This is a genomic window from Hymenobacter swuensis DY53, assembly GCF_000576555.1.
GTDB lineage: Bacteria > Bacteroidota > Bacteroidia > Cytophagales > Hymenobacteraceae > Hymenobacter > Hymenobacter swuensis.
In genome coordinates this window covers 144,547-166,610 of record NZ_CP007145.1, presented here as the reverse complement: position 1 = coordinate 166,610, position 22,064 = coordinate 144,547, and the positions used below count along the sequence as shown (strand labels likewise).

The window sequence follows — 22,064 nt, the reverse complement described above, 5'->3', positions numbered from 1 at the left end:
TACCTGACAGCCGGCAACTCGCAGCCGGCCCCTCACTTTCTGCTCATGCTTTACGCTTTTGCTTTCGGTCTGCTTCTGGCGCTGCTGCTCACGGTGCTGGCACTGCGCCGGCCCGATAGCCGCAGACGGTTCCTGCGAGTTGTCGCCGGACTGATAGCCACTGCGGGCCTGGGCCTGGCTGCTTTTCCGCCTGCCAAAACCGCCGTACTACCAGTCACCGACGCGGCTATTCTGCTTACCGATTCGTATTCACCCGATACGCTCCGCACGCTCCAGCGCCGCCTGGGGCCAGCTGTTCCGGTGTGGCGCTACGCCGCCCTCACCGCCACCGACACGCCCACCGTGCAAAACCCCGCTGCCATCCGGCAACTCTCCCCGGGACTGCAAAAGCTACACATACTGGGGCATGGCCTGCCAGCGGCCGATGTTGCCCCCCTCATTGGTATCCGGCTTGTTTATCACGCCGATGCCCGGCCACATGGGTTTCAGCAGGCGGCCTGGCCAGCCGAAACCCAGCTAGGGCAAAGTTGGGTGGTAGAAGGGCGGTTTGAAGCGGCCGGCCCCGGTCCGGTATGGATAACCCTACGTGCCGCTGGCAGTGGCCGCGACTCGGTGCAGCTGTCCACCGGGCGCGGGTCGTTTCGGCTGCGTTTTGCGCCCAAAGCGGAAGGTCGGGCCGTGTATACGCTCGAAGCCCGCCGCCAAGGGCGGCGCATTGCCCAAGAGCCTGCTCCCGTCCAAGTCCTTCCTACCCGACCATTACGGATTTTACTGTTGGCGGCGGCTCCTTCGTTCGAGCTGCGCTTTCTGAAAAACGAATTGGCTTCCCATCAGCATGCCGTTGCCCTACGTACCGGCCTGAGTCGGGGCCTCACGCAAACAGAATTTCTGAACCTGCCCAATCCGCCTCCGCTCGGCCGCCTCACCCCTGCTCTGCTGGCTCGTTTCGATATCATTCTGACCGATGCCTCGACCCTGGACGATTTGTCGGGGGCTGAAGCGCAGGCACTGCAACGGACCATTCAGAACGGTACCGGGGGCCTGCTGCTACTGGCCGATGGCCCCCGCCTGCCCCGGCAGCTTCCCGGCGCAGCAGGGTTCCGGCTCCTGCCTCAGTCAGCGGCTGCAGCGGTTGTGGCGCAGCCCATACAATGGCCTGAAGCCCCCACCCAGGCCACAGCCCTACTCCCGGCGACCCTGCAACTTCGCCCGGATATGCAGCCGCTAGTGCTGGGGCCGCAGCAGCAACCAGTAGCGGCGGCCCGTCGTCTGGGCCAGGGCCAGGTAGTCGTCACCACCATCACCGAAACTTTCCCCTGGCTGCTGCAAAACCAGCCGCTGGTGTACAGTGCCTACTGGAGCCGTCTGCTCACAGCTGCCACGCCCCCACGCGCTGCTGCCGTAACTATTCAGCCTCTTTCCCGCTGGCCCCGGCCCAATGTCCCGGTGTTGTTGCGGACTACCGGCGCGGTCAGCCAGCTGCTGAATATACAGGCGGCCAATGCAGCTCCGGTACGCATTTCCCTCCGGCAGGATGCCAATGTACCGGAGTGGGCTACGGGTACTTACTGGCCAGCTGCGGCCGGCTGGCACGAAGCCCGTTTGGGAGCCGCCAGTCAATGGATGTACGTGTATGCCCCAACCGATTGGCAGGCCCCGGTCTACCGGGAGCAGCAACTGGCCGCCCAACAACATATTCGTAAAGACTCCCCCCTGGCCCAGGCCTCCGCAGTATCAGCGCGGGTTCAGCACACGGCCTGGCCCCGTTGGTGCGGGTATGTGCTGTTTCTGCTGGGGGCAGGCCTGCTCTGGCTCGAGGAAAAACTATAGTCGCACCTGCCCCACAAGCCTGGCAGGGTGATTTCACGGCTCATTGCCCGTTGCTCCAGCCGACAAACAGCCGTATTCTGCGGCTTGCTTCAAACAAAAGAATAGCCCGGGCTCCGTGAAACGGAACCCGGGCTACAGCAAAAACGTACCGGCCGAGCCGGCGCGCAATTACTTAACTTCGGTGGTGGTAGTGGTGGTAGCTTCCGTGGTGGTAGCAGCCGGAGCAGCAGCAGCCGTAGTGTCAGCTACAACAACGGTGGTGTCCGTAGTAGCAGGAGCAGCAGCTTCCGTCGAAGTAGCTTCGGTAGAAGTGGTGGTTTCTTCTACTTTCTTCTCGCCGCAAGAAACGAGGGTAGCAGCGAAAACAACGGCCAGAGCGGATACCTTGATGAGGTTCTTCATTTTGATTGGTAGGTTTGAAAAATTTTGTCCGAAAAACGCCCTTCATACCGGCAAATGAAATTGGTAACCCATGCGGGAAATATATTTTTTCGGTGGGTTACCGCACCGGGCACCACGTATTAACCCCCAAAGCGAATGGGTAAGGGACAACCTTCCTACACCGACGAGGAGTTTGTGGCGGCCATCCGCCGCGACGACGACCGGGCGCTGGCGCAGCTCTACCGTCTACACTTTCCCATGATTTCGCACTACATCCTGCAGAACAGCGGGACGGAGGACGAAGCCAAGGATGTGTACCAGGAGGGCGTGATGGTATTCTATGAAAAGGTCCGCGACGGCTCCCTGGAGCTTAGCTGCCAGATCAAAACCTACCTCTATGCCGTGTGCCGACGCCTGTGGCTCAAGCGGCTCACCGAGAAAACCCGTTTCGGCGGCCGCCTCGATGACCACGAGCCTTACCTCGAAACCGGAGCCGAAGCTGACCTAGAGCTGGCTGAGGAACGGGACAGGCAGCTGGGCACCATGGCCCAGGCTCTGGACCGCATCGGGGAGCCCTGCCGCTCGCTTTTAGAAGGCTTTTACCTGCTCGACAAGTCGATGCAGCAGCTCACGGCTGAGTTCGGTTATACCAATGCCGACAACGCCAAGAATCAGAAATATAAGTGCCTAGTACGGTTGAAAAAGCTCTTTTTCAATCAGTATCAGGAACAGACATAGTATAGACATAAGATAATGAGATAGGAGATGTGAAACTCTGTTTTTGCGGCCATTAAAGCAGCTTGAACATCGTCTCCTATCTCACTTCTCCTGTCTTACTTCTAGATAAGCAATGAAAACCGAAGCCGACTATTACGCTTTATTTGATGCCTACCGCTCTGGCGGGCTGGCCGGAGAGGAGCGCGCCACCCTGGAGCACCGGCTCGCCGCCGACCCGGAGCTGGCGCGCCGACTCCAGGAGTTTGAGGAAGTAACGGGCACGCTCACGGCCTACGGCCGCCGGCTGGCCCTGCGCCGCAAGCTCCACGCCATTCACGCCGACATGGAAACGGAGCGGGCGGTACAGCTCACGCCCTTGGCCAAAGTAGCCGAGGAAGATGAGCGCCACGAGCAATTTGCGACCGGCCGCGCGCCCCGCCCCATGCTACGCATTTCGCGCACTGAGGAAAAGCTACGCGCCTTCTGGCACGGACACCGGGCTACCATGATGGTAGCTGCCGCCGTAGCCGTGCTGGCCGTATTCACTACCCTGCTGGGCCTGGAAATGTACCGGGCAGCTCAGAAACCCTCCTTGTACGGCTACACGGTGCTGCGCCGGGAAGTGGAGCGCATCAAGCGCAACCAGCGGACCATGAACCGCGCCCTCAATCAGATGGATGTGTCTACGCCCGAGAAATCCAACCCAGGCAAATTCAGCGGCACCGGCTTTGCTCTCACGGCTGATGGGTATCTGGTTACCAGCTACCACGTCATTCAGGGGGCCGATTCGCTGCTGATTGAAAGCCGGGACCGGCAGCGGTTCCGGGCCGAGCCGGTCTTTACCGACGTGGCCCACGACCTGGCTATCCTACAAATCAAGGACAAGTCGTTCAAAGGCTTCGGCAGGTTGCCCTACTCGTTTAAGCGGGGCCAGTCGGACCTGGGCGAGCGGGTGTACACGCTGGGTTACCCACGTGAAGACTTGGTGTTCAATGATGGCTCTTTGAGCGCCCGCTCAGGCTTCGAAGGTGATACGGGGTTCTACCAGATCAGTATTCCGGTGAACCCGGGCAACTCGGGCGGTCCGCTGCTGGATGATCGGGGCAACCTTATCGGCATTATTAGTGGCCGGCAGATGGATGTGCAGAGTGCCGCCTTTGCAACTAAGTCCTCCTATCTGATGCGGCTGGTCGACTCGCTGGGTACGGCCCATGCAGGCAAGCCGTACAACATGCCCCGCACCAACCAGCTGGCCGGCACTTCCCGCCCCCAGCAGATCCGCAAGCTGCAGGATTATGTATTTGTAGTGAAAGTGTACGAGTAAGCACTTGTACCTGCAAGCCCCCCAAAGCCCCGCCGAATTTCGGCGGGGCTTTTTCGTCCGTTGCGTTCTGCTGGTATAGCCGCCGCAAATAGCCCCAAAGGCACTCTGGCTCCGCTGCCGCTGGTGGCCTACTCCCCCTTAACACCGCAGCGGCTTTGCTGGACCTCGTATTGACCGGGCGTTTATCTGTATCAAAAATCGGCCGGCTTCCGTACAGTTCCTGCGGTGCCGCAACTGGCGGCCGGTTATTAGTTTTCTCACTCCCTCTGCCTTTCCGTTATGAGCAGCCAACTCTCCCAAGAAGTCGAAAAAATCGTTCCTGAAGACATTATCAACACCCTGCAAAGTGCCTACAAAGTGTTTAAGGGCGAACAGGATCAGTTGGATGATCTGCTGAAAAACGGTAGCGCACTACTGCGCAAAGCCTCACAGCGTTTCACCACTACTCAGCTTATAGTAGGTATTGCCGTAGTAGCCGGTATTGCGGTGTTTGCCGCCGCTAAAGCCGCCGAAGCTTCCACCGACGAGCAATAGGCTACGCTACTCAGACTGCGTTTCTAAGAACCTCTCCTGTACTAAGGAGGGGTTTTTTTGTGCATTATTTATCTTTATAATTTTAACAATAATAATTTTAACTTATACTTGCACACTCGCAACCAAAACCGGCCCTATTTGTATGAGAGCATCTTTCCTCTCCCTCCTGTTCGTGTCCCTGTTCGTCGCAACTGATGTTGTGGCTGAAATCAGCAGCCCTGATGTAGTACAGCCCGTGGCTACCGGCATTGCCACAGTATCCTCTGCTACTGAAGGAGCATCCACTGGCTGGCTTAAGCGCAAAAAGCGCCGGCCGGCCTACCGCCGGCTTCGCGCCCATCGGCGCTAACCGCCTTGTTCCACCACTTCAAGTATTCCTACCTATGAAATCGTTAGCTACTTTTCTGCTACTGGCTGGTGCAGCTGGCTTACTAGCCCCCGAAATGGCCGTAGCCAGCCCCGACCCAGCCAAAACAATCAGCTCGCCTAAGAAGAAGAAAGGGCTGAAAATCTTTGGGAAGCGCCCCACAGAAACCTCCTATGCCAAAGCCATTCGTCGCAACGAGATATTTCGTTAGCAGCGGCTACGCCGTTTCCCTCCGAACTTAGCACAGCAGCTACTAACGGCGTGTAGCTTCCGGGTTGTCTTCTCCTGAAGGCAATCCGGAAGCTACGCGCCGTTTTACTGTACTGCCCAGCGTATCATCACTGCTTCGTCCTGGCGGCTGAGTTCAGGAAGTCGAGCAGCACGCCGTTGGTCCAGCCGAAGCCATCCTGCAAGGGGTATTCACCACCGCCGCCCAGCGCACTGGGGTTCTGCACGTTGTATTTCTCCATCAGCTTGCCCGTTTGCTGGAACACCTGCTCATTCAGGGATACCCAACGGGTGACGATGGTTTGCGCCAGCTCCTGCTGACCGTATTTCCTGAGGCCCTCCACGGCCATCCACTGCAGCGGAGCCCAGGCGTTGGGCGCGTCCCACTGCTGTCCGGTAGTAGCCAGTGTAGTTACCAGACCGCCCGGCCGCAGAAACTCCCGCTGCAGCCCCTCGGCTACCTGCCGGGCCTGGACGGTACTGGCAATGCCTACCGTCAGCGGATACAGCCCCGCCAGGGTACGCACCGGGGCAGGTTGGCGGCGCGTCCAGTCGTAATCCACAAACCAGTTGGTTTTGCCGTCCCAGCAGTATTGCAGCAAGGCTTTGCGGCGGGCGGCGGCCTGCTTTTCAAGAGCAACGGCGGCGGGTTTTTCGCCGCGCAGGCGACTGGTGTAGGCTAGTTGCAGCTCCACTTCATAGAGCAAGCAGTTCAGATCAACGGGAATCAGCTGGGTAGTGCGAATGGATTCCAGCCCCTGGCCCGGCAGAAACCAGCGGCTGCTGAAGTCCCAGCCCGAGGCGGCGGCAGCGCGAATATCCCGATAGAAGTCGGCGGTCGGGCGCGTGGTGCGGCCGGCGGCGGCTACGTCCTCCTGGTACGATTCCTCGCGGGGCTCAGTGCTCTGGTCCCAGTAGCGGTTGAGGGCGGTGCCATCGGGCAGGCGCACCACGCTGCGGCGGGCTAGGCCGGGCGCTACGGAGTCGGCGGCGGCCATCCAGAACTGGTATTCGCGCAGTACGGCCGCGTGGTAGCGCAGGCGCGCCGCGTCGCCGCCCTGATTTTGGGCCAGCAGCTCCACCATGCGCCCGAAAAAGGGCGGCTGGGAGCGGGTGAGGTAGTACGTGCGGTTACCGTTCGGCACGAAGCCGTAGCGGCTAATCAGATAGGCGAAGTTGTCTACCATTCCCCGGATCAGCTCCGGGCGGTTGCTGGCCCGCAGCCCCAGCATGGTGAAGTACGAATCCCAGTAATATACCTCCCGAAAACGGCCGCCGGGCACTACGTAGGCGTGAGGCAGCGGCAGCAGAGAGGCGTATTTCCCCACCGAGTCCTGGCCCGGCCGCTGCAGCACCGTCCAGAGCGTATCGAGGTGGTGGCGCAGGCCGGCCTGCACGTGGGTGCGGTAGGTGGGGCCATTGGCAGACGGCAGACGGAAATAAGCCTCCACAAACTGCTTCAGATTAAAGCCCGGCTGCCGGTGCATCTGCTCGTAGGCCGCCAGAATCACGGCCGGCTGGTCGCGCGGCTCAGCATCCACGAATGTCTTGTTGTCGGGAAAGACACGCTGGAGCTGCACGGCCTCAAACAAGCCGGGAAACAGCTGGCGGGGCGAAGCCGAAGACGCAGTTTGCGCCAACAGCCCATTGGCCACGCTCAGACACAGGCACAGCGGGAGCAGATTTTTCAGCATATCGGCCAACAGAGGAAGCGCAACCGCACGAGCTGCGTCGGAATTTAGAGAAATGTGGGGAAGGAACGTGCAGCTACTACGGCTCCGTTCCGTCCTGGGTATATTCGCAGGCCACGGTGGCCGTATTTTTTCCTGTTTTCCAATGACGAATCGTTCTTTTCTGCTAGCAGGAGTCCTTAGCCTGACGCTGTTTGCTCCCCTTCTGCCAGCACCCGCAGCGGCCCAGGCACCGACCGTAAGCGCTATTCTGGCTCCCGAAGCCACACCCCGGCTGGTGTCGCGGCAGTTCAGCTTTACCGAAGGCCCAGCCATAGATAAGGCCGGCAACGTATTCTTCACCGATCAGCCCAATAACAAGATCTGGAAGTACAGTACCGATGGTCAGCTTTCGGTTTTCCTGGAACAGGCGGGCCGCTCCAATGGCCTGTACTTCGACCGCAAAGGCAACCTGCTGGCCTGCGCCGATGAGCACAACCAGCTCTGGTCAGTGACGCCCGATGGCAAAGTGACGGTGCTGCTGAAAGACGTGCAGGGCCGCATCCTCAACGGCCCCAACGACCTGTGGGTGCAGCCCAAAACCGGCGGCCTGTACTTCACCGACCCCTACTACCAGCGCCCCTACTGGACGCGCCAGCAGCCCGACCCGGCCCTGGGCGGCCAGCACGTATACTACCTGCCTGCCGGCGCAATCCAGCCCGTAGTGGCCGACGATAAGCTGCAGCAGCCCAACGGCATCATCGGCACCCCCGACGGCAAGCTGCTGTACGTGGCCGACATCGGGGCCAACAAAACTTACCGCTACCAGATTGGGCCCAATGGCCAGCTGAAGAACCGGCAGCTATTCGTGGAGCAGGGCTCCGACGGCATGACCATCGACAACCAAGGCAACGTGTACCTCACCGGCAACGGCGTAACCGTGTACAACCCCGCCGGCCAGAAAATCGAGCAGATTGCCATTCCCGAGAAGTGGACCGCCAACGTATGCTTCGGTGGCAAAAAGCGCGACGTGCTGTTCATCACCGCCTCCGAGGCCGTGTACGTGCTACCCATGCGGGTGCGCGGCGGGCAGTAAGTAGGCACCACCAAACCGAGCAGCCCGGCTGTGGTTTCCTCCGAAACTACGGCCGGGCTTTTTTTACTTTAGTATCTACTTAAAAGGCCGTCCCAGCAAACCGCTGTCACCACTTGCCTTCCTTTGGCAGCGAATCAAAAATTTTATATTATATATATAAATAATTACGCATATTTACTTCCTCTTCGCGCTATTACTACCCTGGAGCTGCTTCATATGGCTCCTCTCCTTCCTATTGCTTGTTCTGGCCAGTACAGTGTGTCGTATTTATTTTACGTCAGGAGGCTATGTATGTCCCGTCGCATGAGGTGCTGTTGGTAGCACCACCCACATTATATCGGCAAGGGTTGGAAGGGATGCTACGCGGGGCGTGGCCGGGCATCGGCATTACGCTGGCCACGGACAGCCGTTGCGTGCCGCAGCTGCTGTACCAGCGGCCCTTTGCCGTGATCATTCTGGATGCCGAGCTGCTGGACTGCCTGCCCGATTTGTACCTGAGCCAGTTACGGGCTATCCGGAGCACCCAGCCGCTGCTGCTGTTCACGGGCCCGCGCCTAGCTCCGGCCTTGCGGCGGTACCTGACTCAGGCGGGGCCATGGCTGGCGTGGCTGCCCCGTCACGTAGTACCGGGAGCGGTGGTAGCCGTCCTTACGCCCTATCTTCTCGGAGTCAGCCCGGCCGGCACCGCGGCCTCACTACGTACCGGGGCCCCAGCCACGGCCTTCAGTCGCCGCGAACTGGAAGTGCTGCGCCTAGTGGTACAGGACTATTGCAATCAGGAAATAGCCGACCAGCTGTGCCTGAGCGTGCGCACCGTGGAAAGTCACCGTCGGGCGCTGCTCCAGAAAACCGGAGCCCGCACGCTGGTAGGGCTGGTGGTGCAGGCCATGCGGGAAGGCTGGGTGGGCGTGTAAGGTTCAGTGGTGGCACGCTAAACACGCAGCAGATAGTCGCGCATCTTGGTGCAACAACTGAAGCACATGCTCAACTGCTGCTGTAAGAGTAGAACACTGGCTTTTTGCTGGTTCCCTACTGCTTTGCTTAACTGGTGAAACCTAAGAGCATTACTCATTGCCGAAATACCACATCCTACACACTACGCTCAATGACTGTTTCAGCCTACATCCGTCTGCTTGTGCTCAAGAGCCTCGTACTGTTAGCATTGGCCACTTCAACTGCGTTTGCCGCAGATCCGATACCGTTGGTGTATCGCCTTAAAGCTGATACACAGCTGCAGGAGTGTGCCGTAAATGGTGACAAAACGGGGAAACCGCTACGCACAGCACCTGCCGGGGCACATTTCACAATAATCAATACTAAAAAGGACGCGGGAGATAACTACTTGATTGAGTTTGCCGAATGGACACCTTTAAATGGGGTGCCAAAAAGAATACGCACTATTGCCCCTGATTCATTCACCACGAATAATGTGAACGGGCAGAAAATAACTACGTCGGATAGCAAAGCCATATCAAAAGCAGACATACAGGAATCGGTAGATGAGAGCTATTATTATACCCTCAACTATGACCCTGCTACCGGGCTGGATCGATACTTTCTGATTTCCGCCGACCAGCTTGCTGCAAGCGCCGCAGTGTTGGCAGCCAGATTTACCCCTACTGCCGGAGCGGTGGTCATGCCGTTTAAATTTCGGCCGCAAAACGGCGACTTTACCAAGGATATTACGCTAAGCGGTATGGGAGGTGCCAGTTGGCACCCAGGCCGCCGCACGGAGCACTCACTTTCCTTACTGATTGGAATAGGTATTACCTCCGTAACGCTGACACCCAAAAACAGCTTGGTAGCCGAAAATCGCGAACAAGCTGCCATCACTCCGTCTTTGTGCCTCCTCTATCAATGGGAGCGGTTACAACTGGGGGCGTTATTGGGAACCGATATTTTAGGAGAAGGCAGCGCATCATGGCGGTACAACAAACAGCGTTGGTTTGCGGCAGGTATTGGGTTCAGCATCTTCAAGCCAGAAGATGCTACGGCCAAGGATGCGGGGTCAAATAATCAGGAAAAGAAATAGGGGCTTTGAGATACGTGGCAGTCAGGCCAAATTACCGTCGCGTTCTGTAGGCAATGTCAGGAAACATTTCCGCCCCTACCGGAAGCCTCCCGGCGCTTGAAGAAATACTATCGGCGGGAGCGGGAAGGGCGGCGATGCTGGGAAACGCATCGGCGTCCGCAACTGATTCATCCACAATTTCAGGTGAATTAATAGGTGCTAAGCACAGAAAAGGGGGGGGCTACTTTGCTTGGTAAAGTACCCCCCCCTTTTCTGTGCTTAGCACCTCGGCCTTCCCACCCCGCCACAGCAACTAGGTCAGCCGCTCGGGAAGCCGTAGCAGTTCGGCCGCAAGCCGACGCAGGCTGTCTCTGAAGCTGCGCATCACGCCTCCGGTAGCGTTTGTGCCCGGCAGCGGCTACCTTCCGGTCCCGGCTCCTACCCTAACCGCTCCCGCCAATGCCCGAAACTACCCTCCACGAAAGTATTCTGCTGGTATTGGGGCTGCTGTTTGCTATGCTACTGCTGGTGATGCTAGGCCAGAAGCTGCGCATCTCCTACCCTATCTTTCTGGTGCTGGCTGGGCTAGTGCTGGGCTTCGTGCCGGGGCTGCCGCGCATCGTCATCAGCCCCGACCTCATCTTCCTGATTTTCCTGCCGCCGCTGCTCTACCAGGCGGCTTGGGATACTTCCTGGCAGGATTTCTGGCGCTGGAAGCGGCCCATTGCGCTGCTGGCGTTTGGGTTGGTGTTCTTCACTTCCACCATCGTGGCCTACGTGAGCCGGGCTATGATTCCGGGCTTCACGCTGCCGCTGGGGTTTCTGCTGGGCGGCATCATCTCGCCGCCCGATGCCGTGGCCGCCACTTCCGTACTCCGGGGCGTGCAGGTGCCGCGCCGCATCACCAGCATTCTGGAGGGCGAAAGTTTGATCAATGACGCCAGCAGTTTGATTGTGTTCCGGTTTGCCTTGGCCACGGTACTGTCGGGCACGTTCGTGTGGCAGCAGGCAGCGTCCAGCTTTTTGCTGGTGAGCGTGATGGGGCTGGCCGTGGGCTTGGCGGTGGCGCACGGTTTCTACCTCATTCACAAGCACCTACCTACCACACCCAGCATCAACACGGTGCTCACGTTTATTGCGCCCTACAGCATGTATTTGCTGGCCGAGGAATTCCACTTTTCGGGAGTGCTGGCCGTAGTGAGCGGCGGGCTGCTGCTCTCGTTCCGCTCCCACCGCGTGTTCGATGCCGACACCCGGTTGCAGGCCACCAGCGTGTGGGCCAGCGTGGGCTTTGCCCTCAACGGACTGGTGTTCATTCTCATTGGGTTAGAGCTGCCGGTAGTGGTGGAAGGGCTAGGTACGTACTCGTTGGGGCAGGCCATCGGCTACGGCCTTATCATCAGTGCCATTGTCATCATTATTCGATTGGTCTGGATGTTTCCGGCGGCCTTTGTGCCGCGCTGGCTGTTTCATAGCATCCGCACGCAGGAAACCAGTCCCGGCTGGCAGGGGCCGCTGATTATTGGCTGGGCCGGCATGCGCGGGGTGGTGTCGCTGGCCTCGGCGCTGTCGGTGCCGCTGCTGCTGAGCAACGGGCAGGCGTTTCCGCAACGCAACCTGATGCTGTTCATCACCTTTGTGGTGATTCTCGTAACGCTGGTTTTCCAAGGCCTCACGCTACCGCTGCTCATCCGCCTCACTGGCGTCGAAAACCTGGAGGAACGCATGCCCACCGATGCCCAGGAAGCCGGCATCCGGCTGCACCTGCGCCACGCGGCTCTGGCCCACATGCAGCAGTACTACGTAGTTGATATGCAGGAAAATGAGCTAATCCGGGCCCTTCAGCAGCGCATGCAGGCCGAAGCTCAGCGCACCAACAACCTGCTCGAAGCCCTCGACTACGACGAATCCAAGCGCCAGGCCCTACAACGCTACCACCAAGTGCTGCTGGACGTGCTGCGCGTGCAGCGCGAGGAGCTGTTTGTGCTGCGCCGCCAGGATGTGTTCGAAGAGGAAATGCTCCGCCACCAAGAAGCCCAACTGGACCTCGACGAAGCCAAAATCAGCCACATGCCGCACTAGACGTAATAGCAGCTGAGAATAATTGAACGGTCATGCTGAGCTTGCCGAAGCATCTCTCCCACTTCGTTGCAGTATGTAATCCAACGAAGCAGTAGAGATGCTTCGGCAAGCTCAGCATGACCGTTCTTTTCTCCCTAAACACCACCCTCCCCCAAAAACCAAAACATCCTCTCCCGGCCGAAACCAGAAGAGGACGTTTGCAGGCAACAAGGCTGCTTAATTCAGGCTGCGGTAACGCACCCGCTTGGGCTCCACGTCGCCGAGGCGCTTGCGTTTGGCTTCCTCGTAGTCGGAGAAGTTGCCCTCGAACCACACCACCTGAGAGTCGCCCTCGAAGGCCAGGATGTGGGTGGCGAGGCGGTCCAGGAACCACCGGTCGTGGCTGATAATCACGGCGCAGCCGGCGAAATTCTCCAACGCGTCTTCCAAAGCCCGGATGGCATTCACGTCTAGGTCGTTGGTGGGTTCGTCGAGCAGGAGCAGGTTGGCACCCTGCTTGAGCGTGGTGGCCAGGTGCACCCGGTTCCGCTCCCCGCCCGAGAGGCTGCCGACTTTCTTCTCCTGGTCGCCGCCGCGGAAGTTGAAGTTGCTCACGAAGGCCCGGGAGTTCACCTGCCGGCCGGCCAGCAGCATGGTTTCGGTACCGCCCGAAATGGTTTCGAACACCGACTTGTTGGGGTCCAGCGTGTCGTGTTGCTGGTCCACGTAGGCCGTCTGCACCGTGGGGCCGACCACGAACGTGCCAGCATCGGGCTGCATCTGGTCGGTGATGAGGCGGAACAAAGTGGTTTTACCCGCGCCGTTCGGCCCGATGATACCTACGATACCGCCCTGGGGCAGCTGGAAGCTCAGGCCGTCGAACAGCAGCTTGTCGCCAAACGCCTTGCGCAGCCCTTCGGCCTCAATCACCTGGGAGCCCAGGCGCGGACCATCGGGGATGAACAACTCCAGCTTCTGCTCCTTCTCGCGGGAGTCCTCGTTCACCATCTTGTCGTAGCCGGCGAGGCGGGCCTTGCTCTTGGCCTGGCGCGCTTTCGGGGCCATGCGCACCCATTCCAGCTCCCGTTGCAGGGTTTTCTGGCGCTTACTCTCGGTTTTCTCTTCCTGGGCCAGGCGGTTGGATTTCTGCTCCAGCCACGACGAGTAATTTCCTTTCCACGGAATACCCTCGCCCCGGTCCAGCTCCAGAATCCAGCCGGCCACGTTATCGAGGAAGTACCGGTCGTGGGTTACGGCTATGACGGTGCCTTTGTATTGCTGCAGGTGCTGCTCCAGCCACAGCACCGATTCGGCGTCCAGGTGGTTGGTGGGTTCGTCCAGCAGCAATACGTCGGGCTCCTGGAGCAACAGGCGGCACAGGGCTACCCGGCGCTTCTCCCCGCCCGAGAGGTTGCCGATAAGGGCTTCCTCGGGGGGCGTGCGCAGGGCGTCCATGGCGCGCTCCAGCTTGTTGTCGAGGTTCCAGGCGTCGAGCTGGTCGAGGCGCTCCTGTACGGTTCCCTGGCGCTCCAGCAGCTTATCGAAGTCGGCATCCTCAGCCCCGAAGGCTTCGTTGATTTCGTCGAATTCCTTGAGTAGGGCCACCGTTTCGGCCACGCCTTCCTCAATCACCTGCCGCACGGTTTTGGCGGCATCCAGCTGGGGCTCCTGCTCTAGGTAGCCCACCGAGTAGCCCGGCGACCATACCACGTCGCCCTGAATCTGCTTGTCCTGGCCGGCAATGATTTTCAGCAACGACGATTTACCCGAGCCGTTGAGGCCGAGTACGCCGATTTTGGCCCCGTAGAAAAACGAGAGGTAAATGTTTTTAAGCACCTGTTTCTGCGGGGGGTACACCTTGGTTACCCCCGCCATCGAGAAAATAATGGTGGGTTGGTCGCTCATCGGAAAGAGTTAATCAGGGTTCGGGTAAGATGTGGGCCGGGCTTGCCAGTTCCCCGCAGGTTTCTATTTTGCGGTACGATACGGCTATACGGCGTATTGGCCGGGTAACCGCACCCGCCGCCGGTTCGTAGTTCAAGGACCTCCGGTTGAGCGGAAGCCCAGCACTGCAAGAACTGCCGCCGCTGGCCGTTAGGTCAAAGGTAGGCAGCCCGCTCAAACATTCCACCGGCCCGGCTGAGCCGAAGAATTACCCGACAACGCGTAAACTTGTACATCTTTCCGGCCCGAATCTCCGACCTGTTCCACCTATTCGCTCCCCCCGCTATCTGATTATGGACTCACAAGACCACTTGCTGGCCGAAGCCCGCCGTTATGGCTACATCGAGGGCGACCAGGTGTGGCTTCGCCCGCTCCTCGACCTTCCCGCTCGTCAGGTGGGCCAGGTCAAAGAATCCGCCGATGCTTCGCTGGTGTACTTTGCCCAGCGCTTCAACCTCTTCCGCACCAAGGTGGAAGAGCTGCTCCAGAAGATTGAGGAGTCAGAGAACAAGGGGTCCTTCCTGATGAAGGCCCTGCACCTCAAGGAGCAGGTAGGCAGCTACGATGCTCTCGGCGACTTCGAGGGCCTATACCGCCGCCTTACAGAGGCCGAGGAGTCTATCAAAGTCACCATCAACCGCAACCGGGAGAAGAATCTGGCCACCAAAATCGGCCTGATTCAGGAGGCGGAGGACCTGCACGACACCATCGACTGGCAGGGCGGCACCGAGAAACTAAAGGATTTGCGCCAGGGCTGGATCAAAACCGGTCCTGTGGAGAAGCACTTGGCAGAAGAGCTGGAGAACCGCTTCCAGGTCGCCGTAGATGCGTTTTTCGCCCGTAAAAAGGAGTTTCTGGCCGAGAAAAAGGCCATGACCAACCGGGTGTACGACCAGTACAAGGACCTGATTCATAAATCGGAAGCCCTGCAGAACTCCAACGAGTTCGAGGAAACCACCCGCAAGCTCAAACAGCTGCAGCAGGCCTGGAAGGAAATTGACGGCTCCCTCCCCCGCAAGCAGGCCAACGACCTGTGGACGCGCTTCCGGGCGGCGCACAACCACTTCTTCGAGCGGCTGAAAGTCCACATCGAGAGTAAGCGGCAGGAAATGCCCGCGGCGAGCAGTGGCAATCCGGGCGAGGATAACCTGACCCGTAAGCGCGCGTTGGTGGCCGAGGCTCAGGCCCTGCTGAAGCAACCCATGTCATCGGCCGTAGCGCGGGCCAAGGAGTTGCAGGCGGCCTGGAAAAAGGTAGGGCCGGTACGCGGCGAGGAGTCGGATAGGGTGTGGGAGCAGTTTATTCTGGCTTGCGACAAGGTGTTTGAGATGAGCGCCCTGGAGCACTACATGCGCAAACGGCAGCCCGGCCCCGAGCAAAATACACTTCAGGAACAGGCAACCCTGCGTATTCAGGCCCTGCGCGAATTCATCAAATACGACAAGCAGGAGCAGGAAGTGCTCAACGAAAACCTGGACAAGCTCAACGACTCGCCCGGCAATGAGGCCTTCCGGACCATGCTCCAGGGAAAAATCCGGGCCTTTGACCGGAAAATTCGTACTAAAAATGACCTGATTGCCATGTTCCAGCAGCAGGCAGTTGGCTAGTTCAACCCTGCGCTGTATTTTACGTTGGCGTCAGCGAGTCACGCAACCGCCAGTCGGTAATCGTGTCATGCCTTTATCAACGGCCGGGTTTTTGCTAACGGCGTTTTACCTTTTGACCACCTTTTTTAGCAGCACACACGACTATGTACTGGACTCTGGAACTTGCTTCGTACCTGGAAGATGCTCCCTGGCCTGCCACCAAGGATGAACTCATTGATTACTCTATCCGCTCGGGTGCCCCGATGGAGGTAGTAGAAAACCTGCAGGCTCTGGAAGACGACGGTCAGCCTTACGAGAACATTGAGGAAGTATGGCCGGACTATCCGACCAAAGAAGACTTCATGTTCAACGAAGACGAGTACTAGAAAGTAGAAGTGAGACAGGTGGAGGTGAGAAATCAGACTAGGTTCGATTAGACGGCTTTCGGCACGTCATCTCACTCCTCATGTCCGACTTCTCAGTTCTATCAATACAACACCTGATTGCGGGGTATGGACAGCGCGTCCTGCTCCGCAATTTGAGTTTTACGGTGCCTGAGCCGGCGTTTGTGTCTATTGTGGGCCACAACGGCTGCGGCAAGACTACCCTATTCCGCGCCCTCACCGGCCAACTGCCCTACCAGGGCCACATCACGCTACAGGGCCAGGACCTGCGCGCTATCCGGCGGCCGGCCGCCAACGGACTACTGGCACACCTCCCACAGCGAGCCAGCGTGGAATTTTCGTTACCGGTGCGGGAGTTGGTGGTGATGGGCCGCTTCCGGCACCATCGTTTTCTAGGGGCCTATTCTACTACTGATTACGCCCTGGCCGATGCGGCCCTGAGCCGCGTAGGCGTCGCCCATCTGGCTCACCAGGATTTCACTTTGCTTTCAGGTGGCGAGCAGCAGCTGGTGTGGCTGGCCCAGCTTAGTCTGCAGGATGCCGCCCTGTACCTCCTCGACGAGCCGACCCAGCAGTTGGATGTGTACTACCGGCGCCGCGTGTTCAGCCTGCTGCATAGCTGGGTGCAGGAGCAGCACAAAACCATCCTTTGCATCACCCACGACCTAGACAACCTCGCGGAACTGCCCGGCTACCTGCTCAACCTCTCGCGCCCTGTGCCCAACCTGCTTCCCCTCTCCCCCGCTACCGTTTACGCCGAGCGCACCTTCTTGGAGAGCGAAGAAAGCCTAGCGGTTAAATAGTGAGTTGACGTTCTACTTGCGCCACTTGCGCGGATTGAACAACAAACTCACCGCTTCACAATTTCACCTTTGCCCCGGCCGGCGGCGCACTACGTGCCAGATAGAACGCAGAAAGGGCCAGGGCGTCACGGAGTTCATTATCTGAAAATTCTCAACCCAGGAGGTTCGCTCGTCTAGGAAGTCGAAGATTCGCTCCACGGGGTTGCGCCGGAACAGCTCGGTGAAGATGCGGCTGGTCTGCTCGCCCTGGCGCTGCATAATATCGAGCAGGAGCGTATCGAACAGGTGGAACTGCCATTGGTCGGCGGTAGCGGGACGGGGCGGGTGGCCGGTGGTGGCCAGACCGGCTACCAGCCGCGCCGAGTGCGCCTGAATCCGTTTGAAGGCATAGCCAGTACTGGGTTTGGCCCGGCCGGCCCGGGTACCCAGGTTGAAGATGTGCGCCCCCACCGTAGCCGGCAGCGGATGGTCGGTCATGGGAATGGCCCCGATTTCCACGGCCTCAACCCGGAAATTTATAACGCCCAGTCCCTGTAAATAGGTACGCATGGCGGCTTCGTATTCGGCCTGGGGCAGCGTCTCGGCCGAAAACAACGTGTATTCCACCAGTGCCCGGCGCTTGCTAAAGGGCAGCACGTACATGAACCGCGCCTCTTGGTGCTGCGCGCCCCGGAAGTCCATAAACTCCTGCGTTTCCGGATCGAAAGCATCCTCCTCGGTTTCCACTTCCCAACCGACAAAATGCTGCAAGAGGTAACGATAGTGCTCCGGCCGCCGCAACTGCGCCAAATCGGGCGGGCGGCTGTCGAAGGCATACTGGCCCCGAAACTCGCCCAGCGGCGTCTGGGCCACGGCCCCCGTGGCGGTATTCTGCAGATCGGTTACGGTGGTAGCCAAGCTGGTAAACTGCGGATTATTGGCCAGCGCGGTTCGCACGAACTGGTAGAAGTCCAGCCCCCGAATCATCTTGTAGCGGTGGCGCGTTAGGGGTATCACCCGCTCGAAACCGGGACTGCGGAAGGCCAGTTGCGTCCACTCGTGCGCCACAATACCATCAAACAACGAAGGCTCATCGGCCCAGAATGACCACGTCCGGTCATTCTGGTCTTTAGCTTCGGGCTCCAACAGCAGCACCCGCTTATCGGCCAGTCGGGTTTCCTGGCTGATGTGGTAAGCCAGACTCAGCCCCGCCGCCCCGCCACCCACAATCAGGTAATCGTACTCCGGCATAGTAATAGTAGCAGAACTCACGGTGTCAGATTGGTGAACGGGATAAGCAGAAAACAAAAGAACATGAAAAAAGGCTGCCTCCGCAGAGGCAGCCTTTTTTCATGTCTCAAATTCTAATTCAGAAAACGGCTCTATCTACTTCCAGTAAGTCTGTATAGCATTCGGAGCGGAGTCAGCTACAAAATCCAACGAATCCGACGAATAATCCGAGCCAAGCCGTGATTAGAAGTTCGGCGACAACAGATAGCGGCTATAGAATTCATCAATGATTTTCACCGCCGACTCGGCATCGTCTACTAGCTGCACCAGGTCCATATCCTCGGGCGAGATGTTGTGCTCGTCTTCCAGCATCACCTGCTGAATCCAGTCGAACATGCCCTGCCAGTATTTGGTACCCACCAGCACGATGGGGAAGCGGCCGATTTTCTTGGTCTGAATCAGGGTGATGGCCTCAAACAGCTCATCGAGTGTGCCGAACCCGCCGGGCATGCCGATGAAGCCCTGCGCGTACTTCACAAACATCACCTTCCGCACGAAGAAGTAGTCGAAGTTGATGACTTTATCGGGGTCGATGTAAATGTTGTTGAACTGCTCAAAGGGCAGCTCAATGTTCAGGCCCACCGATTTACCACCTTCCGAGTGCGCGCCTTTGTTGCCGGCCTCCATGATGCCGGGGCCGCCGCCCGTGATAACGCCGTAGCCGTGGCGCACTAGCTTGGCCGCAATTTCCTCGGCCATCTGGTAGTATGGGTTGTCGGGCTTGGTGCGGGCCGAGCCGAAAATCGATACGCAAGGACCGATTTTGGACATCTTTTCGAAGCCCTCCACGAACTCAGCCATCACCTTGAAGATCTGCCAGCTGTCGGCAATCTTGATTTCGTTCCAGTCCTTGTCTACGAAGGCCTTGCGGATGCGCTGCTCGTCGTCCACCTGCACGGTCCGCTCGCCGTGGGTCTGCTCCCGGATATCACTGATGGTCTTGACCTTGTTATCGTTGATATCGGGCTGCACAATCGTCTGACCGCTGCCGGCATTCAGCACCTGATCAGCGAGTTTGGTTTTACTGGTTTTTTTGAGCTTCGCCATAGGAGCTACAAGGGGAAATTGGGCACGAACGGGCCAGCCGGCACATAGCCAGATAGCCACGGTGGGAATGGTTCGCACCCCGGGTAAACAAATAAGAAAAGGCAAAAAGAAAGCCGCCCCACGGAAGAAGGGCGACCCAAGGTAGCGACCGGCAAGTTAACAATTTGTTAACATTACACTAAGAAACTGCTGTATCGAATGTGGGAAATGTGCGGAATGCGAAGCTGTGAAGAGAATGTACGAAATGACAGCTAGGTGCATTAGTAACCGCTCGTTGCCACGTTCCACTCATTCTATCACTTCTTCCACATGCAAACCTACTTCGCCCGAATGGCAATAACTGGGTCGAGGTTGGCGGCCAGAATGGCGGGAATAATGCCGGCTAGTACCCCAATCACCACCGATACCACCAGCCCCAGCGAGATACGGGCCCCGCTCATGAATAGGGCCAGCCCGTCCTGCGGAATCAGGGTAATCAGGTACACCAGCAGAATGCCCGAAGCCCCGCCCAACAGGCACAGGAACACGGCCTCAAACAGGAACTGGAACAGAATAAAGTAGTTCTTCGCCCCCAGGGACTTCTGAATGCCGATGATGTTGGTGCGCTCCTTCACTGACACGAACATGATGTTGGCAATGCCGAAGCCACCTACCAGCATGGCAAAGGAGCCGATAACGGCCCCGGCTATACCGATAATGGAAAACAGCTGGGTAATGGCATTAGCCAGAAGCTCTGGACGATTCAGAGCAAAATTATCGTCCTCCCGCGGCTTCAGGCCCCGAATAACGCGCACGGTACCCTGAATTTCCGCCTCTAGGTTAAGCAGACCTGGGTCATCATCGCGGCCCTTTATGGCAATGGTCGGGGTGGCACCGCCCATGCCATTGGTACTCAGCTGGAATATCTTGGCAAATGAGGTAAATGGCAGATAGCAGTTCGTATCGTTGCTGGGCGTGTCGAGCAGTTTCTTGCCTTCCCGCTCCATCACCCCAATAACCGTGTAACGCTGCCCCTTGGCCTTAAACTCCTGCCCCAGTGCCGAGCGGCCCGGAAACAGATTCTGCGCAATGGTAGCCCCAATGATGGCCACGTTGCGGGCCGACTTCATTTCCTGCTCCGTGAAGTAGCGTCCCTCCGCAACCGGCACTTCCGACACGCGCCGGTATTCGTAGCTTACGCCCTGAATAGCGCAGTCGCTCAGGGAATTAGAGCCCGCTTTAAGCGTATTGCCACCGGTAGCCGCAAAAATGGCTATTCCATTATGGCTGGCGGGGTTCAGGGTACGTTGCATTTCCCGGAACTCTCGTACTGTGGGTACCGGCCGGTTGAAGTACTTCCACCACGGGTAGTCGCCGCCGAAAGCCCAGGGCCATTTCTGCACGTAAATCACCTTGTCGCCCACAAAGTTCATACTATCACGGATGTTCTTTTCCAGCGAATCGACAACCGTGAAGACAGCAATAATGGCAAAAATACCTACCGTAACGCCTAGCAGTGACAGGATGGTGCGGAGTAGGTTGGCCTTAAGGGCCTGCCACGCGAAGCGGAAACTTTCCAAGGTGAGGCGCAGGGCTTTCATACGGAAGTCGGGTTCAGCAAAGGACGTGGGAAGGGCAATAAGCAGATTTCGGGCGAAAAGTAACCATTCTTCCGACTATTCTGTGTAATTTCGCGGCTCAATTTTTTCCCTTAGGTTCCCCACCTATTGCCCTGTCTGGCCCATGAAGCTTTCTGAGTTCAAATTTGACCTGCCTGAAAACCTGTTGGCACAGCATCCCGCCAAAAACCGCGACGAATCGCGCCTGATGGTACTGCACCGCGACAGTGGCAAAATCGAGCACCGGGTTTTTAAGGACATTCTGGAGTATTTCGCCGACGGCGACGTATTCGTGGTGAATGACACCAAGGTATTCCCGGCCCGCCTGTATGGTAACAAGGAGAAAACCGGTGCCCAGATTGAGGTATTCCTGCTGCGTGAGCTGAACAAGGAAATTCACCTCTGGGACGTGCTGGTAGATCCGGCCCGTAAAATCCGGGTGGGCAACAAGCTGTACTTCGGCGAGTCGGATATGGTGGCGGAGGTTATCGATAACACGACTTCGCGCGGCCGTACCATCAAATTCCTGTTCGATGGCTCGGACGAGGAGTTCTACAAAGCACTGCACGACCTGGGCGAAACTCCAATTCCAAAGGAATTTATTACCCGGGAAACGGAAGCCGCCGACAAGGAGCGTTACCAGACAATTTATGCCAAGAATACGGGCGCCGTGGCAGCACCTTCGGCGGGTCTGCACTTTACCCGCGAGGTGATGAAGCGCCTGGAAATCAAAGGCATTGAGGTTACCCCCGTAACCTTGCACGTAGGCCTGGGCACCTTCCGGACGGTAGACGTGGAAGACCTGACCAAGCACAAGATGGACTCGGAGAATTTCGTGGTGCCGGCCGCTACGGCCACCATCGTGAACAAGGCGCTGGATACGAAGAAGCGCGTGTGTGCTATCGGTACTACCTCGATGCGGGCAATGGAATCATCGGTATCAGCCCATGCCCGTCTGAAGGCGAATGAAGGCTGGACTGACCGGTTCATTTTCCCTCCCTACGAGTTTAAAATCGCCAACGCGCTGCTCACCAACTTCCACACGCCGGAAAGCACGCTGATGATGATGGCTTCTGCCTTTGCCGGCCACGAGCTGCTGATTGAGGCCTACCAGACGGCCATTAAGGAGAAATACAAGTTCTTCAGCTACGGCGACGCCATGCTGATTCTGTAAAGCAGAGCGGCCAGTCGGTG

At 58.3% G+C, this 22,064-nt stretch carries 20 protein-coding genes; 14 read left to right on the top strand and 6 right to left on the bottom strand.

The genetic code is table 11. From position 1 onward, the window contains the following. The first annotated feature begins 45 nt into the window (after positions 1 to 45). On the top strand, positions 46 to 1,830 hold the full coding sequence (locus HSW_RS02220; RefSeq protein WP_155832790.1) for a hypothetical protein: 1,785 nt from the start codon (positions 46 to 48) through the stop codon (positions 1,828 to 1,830). A gap of 168 nt (positions 1,831 to 1,998) precedes the next feature. Here the strand turns inward: HSW_RS02220 and HSW_RS02215 are convergent, their stop codons facing one another. Next, positions 1,999 to 2,232, bottom strand: coding sequence for a hypothetical protein (locus HSW_RS02215; RefSeq protein WP_044000653.1), 234 nt, complete (start codon positions 2,230 to 2,232; stop codon positions 1,999 to 2,001). A 135-nt stretch (positions 2,233 to 2,367) separates the two neighbouring features. Here HSW_RS02215 and HSW_RS02210 point away from each other — a divergent pair, with 135 nt between their 5' ends. From HSW_RS02210 to HSW_RS02195, 5 genes are all read left to right on the top strand, one after another. Continuing rightward, the gene (locus HSW_RS02210) at positions 2,368 to 2,949 is read left to right on the top strand and encodes an RNA polymerase sigma factor (RefSeq protein WP_044000652.1); all 582 of its coding nucleotides are present in this window, start codon (positions 2,368 to 2,370) and stop codon (positions 2,947 to 2,949) included. A 112-nt stretch (positions 2,950 to 3,061) separates the two neighbouring features. After that, the gene (locus HSW_RS02205; protein WP_044000651.1) at positions 3,062 to 4,252 is read left to right on the top strand and encodes a S1 family peptidase; all 1,191 of its coding nucleotides are present in this window, start codon (positions 3,062 to 3,064) and stop codon (positions 4,250 to 4,252) included. A 279-nt stretch (positions 4,253 to 4,531) separates the two neighbouring features. Further along, entirely contained in the window at positions 4,532 to 4,786 is a 255-nt protein-coding gene (locus tag HSW_RS02200) for a hypothetical protein (protein ID WP_044000650.1), read from the top strand. Positions 4,787 to 4,928: 142 nt separating this feature from the next. Beyond that, complete coding sequence (locus tag HSW_RS24025; RefSeq protein WP_155832789.1) at positions 4,929 to 5,135, top strand: hypothetical protein; 207 nt, start codon at positions 4,929 to 4,931, stop codon at positions 5,133 to 5,135. A 34-nt stretch (positions 5,136 to 5,169) separates the two neighbouring features. Further along, positions 5,170 to 5,364: a hypothetical protein gene (locus HSW_RS02195; RefSeq protein WP_044000649.1), complete on the top strand. Its 195-nt coding sequence runs from the start codon at positions 5,170 to 5,172 to the stop codon at positions 5,362 to 5,364. Positions 5,365 to 5,491: 127 nt separating this feature from the next. Here the strand turns inward: HSW_RS02195 and treF are convergent, their stop codons facing one another. Beyond that, positions 5,492 to 7,075 carry an alpha,alpha-trehalase TreF gene (gene treF / locus HSW_RS02190; RefSeq protein WP_052346759.1) on the bottom strand — a complete coding sequence of 528 codons (1,584 nt, stop codon included), beginning with the start codon at positions 7,073 to 7,075 and terminating at the stop codon, positions 5,492 to 5,494. A 142-nt stretch (positions 7,076 to 7,217) separates the two neighbouring features. On the opposite strand from treF, the gene HSW_RS02185 reads away from it, so the two are divergent. The 4 genes from HSW_RS02185 (at position 7,218) to HSW_RS02170 (ending at position 12,240) form a co-directional block, all read left to right on the top strand. After that, the gene (locus tag HSW_RS02185; protein WP_044000648.1) at positions 7,218 to 8,147 is read left to right on the top strand and encodes an SMP-30/gluconolactonase/LRE family protein; all 930 of its coding nucleotides are present in this window, start codon (positions 7,218 to 7,220) and stop codon (positions 8,145 to 8,147) included. Between the two features lie 287 nt (positions 8,148 to 8,434). Further along, complete coding sequence (locus tag HSW_RS22405; RefSeq protein WP_081768222.1) at positions 8,435 to 9,061, top strand: helix-turn-helix transcriptional regulator; 627 nt, start codon at positions 8,435 to 8,437, stop codon at positions 9,059 to 9,061. Positions 9,062 to 9,252: 191 nt separating this feature from the next. Then, complete coding sequence (locus tag HSW_RS02175; protein ID WP_044000647.1) at positions 9,253 to 10,179, top strand: hypothetical protein; 927 nt, start codon at positions 9,253 to 9,255, stop codon at positions 10,177 to 10,179. Between the two features lie 438 nt (positions 10,180 to 10,617). Then, positions 10,618 to 12,240, top strand: coding sequence for a Na+/H+ antiporter (locus HSW_RS02170; protein WP_044000646.1), 1,623 nt, complete (start codon positions 10,618 to 10,620; stop codon positions 12,238 to 12,240). A gap of 216 nt (positions 12,241 to 12,456) precedes the next feature. Here HSW_RS02170 and ettA read toward each other — a convergent pair whose 3' ends face one another. Beyond that, positions 12,457 to 14,124 carry an energy-dependent translational throttle protein EttA gene (gene ettA, locus HSW_RS02165; RefSeq protein WP_044000645.1) on the bottom strand — a complete coding sequence of 556 codons (1,668 nt, stop codon included), beginning with the start codon at positions 14,122 to 14,124 and terminating at the stop codon, positions 12,457 to 12,459. A gap of 332 nt (positions 14,125 to 14,456) precedes the next feature. Here ettA and HSW_RS02160 point away from each other — a divergent pair, with 332 nt between their 5' ends. The 3 genes from HSW_RS02160 to HSW_RS02150 all read left to right on the top strand — a co-directional run bounded on the left by HSW_RS02160 (position 14,457) and on the right by HSW_RS02150 (position 16,956). After that, the gene (locus HSW_RS02160; protein WP_044000644.1) at positions 14,457 to 15,770 is read left to right on the top strand and encodes a DUF349 domain-containing protein; all 1,314 of its coding nucleotides are present in this window, start codon (positions 14,457 to 14,459) and stop codon (positions 15,768 to 15,770) included. A gap of 143 nt (positions 15,771 to 15,913) precedes the next feature. After that, positions 15,914 to 16,135, top strand: a complete 222-nt coding sequence (locus HSW_RS02155) for a DUF2795 domain-containing protein (protein ID WP_019948259.1) — start codon at positions 15,914 to 15,916, stop codon at positions 16,133 to 16,135. 80 nt (positions 16,136 to 16,215) lie between these two features. Next, entirely contained in the window at positions 16,216 to 16,956 is a 741-nt protein-coding gene (locus HSW_RS02150; RefSeq protein ID WP_052346018.1) for an ABC transporter ATP-binding protein, read from the top strand. Between the two features lie 63 nt (positions 16,957 to 17,019). Here the strand turns inward: HSW_RS02150 and HSW_RS02145 are convergent, their stop codons facing one another. From HSW_RS02145 to HSW_RS02135, 3 genes are all read right to left on the bottom strand, one after another. Continuing rightward, a complete protein-coding gene (locus tag HSW_RS02145; protein ID WP_155832788.1) occupies positions 17,020 to 18,207 on the bottom strand; it encodes a lycopene cyclase family protein in 1,188 nt (395 codons plus the stop codon). Positions 18,208 to 18,408: 201 nt separating this feature from the next. Beyond that, positions 18,409 to 19,272 (bottom strand): LOG family protein, encoded by an 864-nt coding sequence (locus tag HSW_RS02140; protein ID WP_044000641.1) that lies wholly within the window; start codon positions 19,270 to 19,272, stop codon positions 18,409 to 18,411. Positions 19,273 to 19,589: 317 nt separating this feature from the next. Further along, complete coding sequence (locus HSW_RS02135; protein WP_044000640.1) at positions 19,590 to 20,852, bottom strand: ABC transporter permease; 1,263 nt, start codon at positions 20,850 to 20,852, stop codon at positions 19,590 to 19,592. A gap of 142 nt (positions 20,853 to 20,994) precedes the next feature. Between HSW_RS02135 and queA the strand changes: the two genes are divergently transcribed. After that, positions 20,995 to 22,044, top strand: a complete 1,050-nt coding sequence (gene queA, locus HSW_RS02130) for a tRNA preQ1(34) S-adenosylmethionine ribosyltransferase-isomerase QueA (RefSeq protein ID WP_044000639.1) — start codon at positions 20,995 to 20,997, stop codon at positions 22,042 to 22,044. Positions 22,045 to 22,064: the final 20 nt, after the last annotated feature.

Coding starts and splice junctions, on each gene's coding strand:
- HSW_RS02220 (WP_155832790.1), top strand. CDS start 46: ATGCTTTACGCTTTTGCTTTCGGTCTGCTTCTGGCGCTGCTGCTCACG.
- HSW_RS02215 (WP_044000653.1), bottom strand. CDS start 2,232: ATGAAGAACCTCATCAAGGTATCCGCTCTGGCCGTTGTTTTCGCTGCT.
- HSW_RS02210 (WP_044000652.1), top strand. CDS start 2,368: ATGGGTAAGGGACAACCTTCCTACACCGACGAGGAGTTTGTGGCGGCC.
- HSW_RS02205 (WP_044000651.1), top strand. CDS start 3,062: ATGAAAACCGAAGCCGACTATTACGCTTTATTTGATGCCTACCGCTCT.
- HSW_RS02200 (WP_044000650.1), top strand. CDS start 4,532: ATGAGCAGCCAACTCTCCCAAGAAGTCGAAAAAATCGTTCCTGAAGAC.
- HSW_RS24025 (WP_155832789.1), top strand. CDS start 4,929: ATGAGAGCATCTTTCCTCTCCCTCCTGTTCGTGTCCCTGTTCGTCGCA.
- HSW_RS02195 (WP_044000649.1), top strand. CDS start 5,170: ATGAAATCGTTAGCTACTTTTCTGCTACTGGCTGGTGCAGCTGGCTTA.
- treF (WP_052346759.1), bottom strand. CDS start 7,075: ATGCTGAAAAATCTGCTCCCGCTGTGCCTGTGTCTGAGCGTGGCCAAT.
- HSW_RS02185 (WP_044000648.1), top strand. CDS start 7,218: ATGACGAATCGTTCTTTTCTGCTAGCAGGAGTCCTTAGCCTGACGCTG.
- HSW_RS22405 (WP_081768222.1), top strand. CDS start 8,435: ATGTATGTCCCGTCGCATGAGGTGCTGTTGGTAGCACCACCCACATTA.
- HSW_RS02175 (WP_044000647.1), top strand. CDS start 9,253: ATGACTGTTTCAGCCTACATCCGTCTGCTTGTGCTCAAGAGCCTCGTA.
- HSW_RS02170 (WP_044000646.1), top strand. CDS start 10,618: ATGCCCGAAACTACCCTCCACGAAAGTATTCTGCTGGTATTGGGGCTG.
- ettA (WP_044000645.1), bottom strand. CDS start 14,124: ATGAGCGACCAACCCACCATTATTTTCTCGATGGCGGGGGTAACCAAG.
- HSW_RS02160 (WP_044000644.1), top strand. CDS start 14,457: ATGGACTCACAAGACCACTTGCTGGCCGAAGCCCGCCGTTATGGCTAC.
- HSW_RS02155 (WP_019948259.1), top strand. CDS start 15,914: ATGTACTGGACTCTGGAACTTGCTTCGTACCTGGAAGATGCTCCCTGG.
- HSW_RS02150 (WP_052346018.1), top strand. CDS start 16,216: ATGTCCGACTTCTCAGTTCTATCAATACAACACCTGATTGCGGGGTAT.
- HSW_RS02140 (WP_044000641.1), bottom strand. CDS start 19,272: ATGGCGAAGCTCAAAAAAACCAGTAAAACCAAACTCGCTGATCAGGTG.
- HSW_RS02135 (WP_044000640.1), bottom strand. CDS start 20,852: ATGAAAGCCCTGCGCCTCACCTTGGAAAGTTTCCGCTTCGCGTGGCAG.
- queA (WP_044000639.1), top strand. CDS start 20,995: ATGAAGCTTTCTGAGTTCAAATTTGACCTGCCTGAAAACCTGTTGGCA.